This window comes from Roseovarius nitratireducens, assembly GCF_002925845.1.
In the GTDB taxonomy this organism is placed as follows: Bacteria; Pseudomonadota; Alphaproteobacteria; order Rhodobacterales; family Rhodobacteraceae; genus Roseovarius; species Roseovarius nitratireducens.
Window position 1 is genome coordinate 1 of record NZ_PDNI01000080.1, and the last position, 796, is coordinate 796.

The window sequence follows — 796 nt, forward strand, 5'->3', positions numbered from 1 at the left end:
CTCTGCGACCGGCTGGTTGAGCTTGGCGCGGTGCGCGAGCTGACTGGGCGCGACACCTTCCGGCTTTACGGGGTGTAGCGATGGCCAAGGATCGCCCCGAGCCTGAACTTGACCGTGAGCTATCCGACCTACCGCCGGAGTTGCGCTGGCGGGAATGGATGCGCCGGATCGAGGCGGTCCTCTTTGCCTCCGCCGCGCCTGTGCCGCGCGAGGATCTGGTACGCGTGGTGGGGCAGGGGGCGTCGGTTGACTTGCTGGTCGAAGACCTCGTCGCGGATCTGGAAGGGCGATCGTTTGAGATTGCCCAGGTCTCCGGCGGCTGGATGTTCCGGACGCGTGCCGCCTACGCGCCTGCAATCCGCGCCGCCGCTGACGTTGGGGATCAATTGCTGGACCTGAGCGAATTCGACGTCGCGGTTCTGGCCACGATTGCCTACCATCAGCCGATCACCCGCGACGGGCTGAAGGACATCTTCGGCAAGGAGATCAGCCGCGACCTGATCGGTCGGCTGCATGCGCGCGATCTGATCGGGACCGGTCCGAGGTCACCCCGGCGGGGAGCGCCTTACACCTTCGTCACCACCGAGCAGTTCCTCGTCGCCTTTGGTTTGGAAAGTCTGCGCGATCTTCCCGATCGGGAGCAGCTGGAGGATGCGGGTGTTGTGGGCGAGCCATCTCAAGTAGGCGTCGGCTGACGAACTGTTAAACTTGGCAGACCGAAAAGCCTGAAAATGGGCGTTGTTGCGCAATTCGGGCCTGAGACGTGACTTCCCCTTTCCCCGCTGACGTCAGGCCA

The 796-nt window shown here is 64.2% G+C and carries 2 protein-coding genes; both read left to right on the forward strand.

The window, feature by feature from the left end:
• The coding region (locus CRJ03_RS19755) for a DUF1403 family protein (RefSeq protein ID WP_129590313.1) at nucleotides 1-78 on the forward strand (78 nt) is incomplete at its 5' end.
• Nucleotides 79-80: 2 nt separating this feature from the next.
• Nucleotides 81-695: an SMC-Scp complex subunit ScpB gene (scpB, locus tag CRJ03_RS18385; RefSeq protein ID WP_104020329.1), complete on the forward strand. Its 615-nt coding sequence runs from the start codon at nucleotides 81-83 to the stop codon at nucleotides 693-695.
• Nucleotides 696-796 lie beyond the last annotated feature (101 nt).